Consider the following 423-nt stretch of genomic DNA (forward strand, 5'->3'; position numbering starts at 1 on the left):
TAGTCGGTCCTGAAATACTGTATAATTATTTGTTAATCAGCAAATAAATGGTTAAATTTGTATTGGTTAATAACCAGTTTTAGAGTTGTTTTGTATAAAAAGCTTGCAAAATAAGGATGAAATCTAAGAAAATAAATAATAGCCTTGAACGTTTGTTTGAGCAACGCTTATCTAGTTTTCTTAACCCGAAACATCGTTTATTCCAGTTATCTGATTCGATTACTTGGCACTCCTTAGCATCAGATTTAGACCGCGGTTTTAGCTATGGACCTGGTCAACCTCCTTTGCCTATTCGTTTAATTATAGGTCTTCTCATTATCAGTCATATGTATAATATTTCTGATGAACAAGTAGTGGTTAGATGGGTAGAAAACCCTTATTGGCAATACTTTTGTGGATATGATTATTTTCAGTTTAAGGTGC

1 protein-coding gene is annotated in these 423 nt (G+C 32.9%); it reads left to right on the plus strand.

Annotated features, from left to right (window positions below; genetic code table 11):
- Positions 1-116: 116 nt before the first annotated feature.
- The coding region (locus ACRRVB_RS05030) for a transposase (RefSeq protein WP_432466125.1) at positions 117-423 on the plus strand (307 nt) is incomplete at its 3' end.

The organism is Candidatus Cardinium hertigii, from assembly GCF_050864855.1.
Classification (GTDB): Bacteria; Bacteroidota; Bacteroidia; order Cytophagales; family Amoebophilaceae; genus Cardinium; species Cardinium hertigii_C.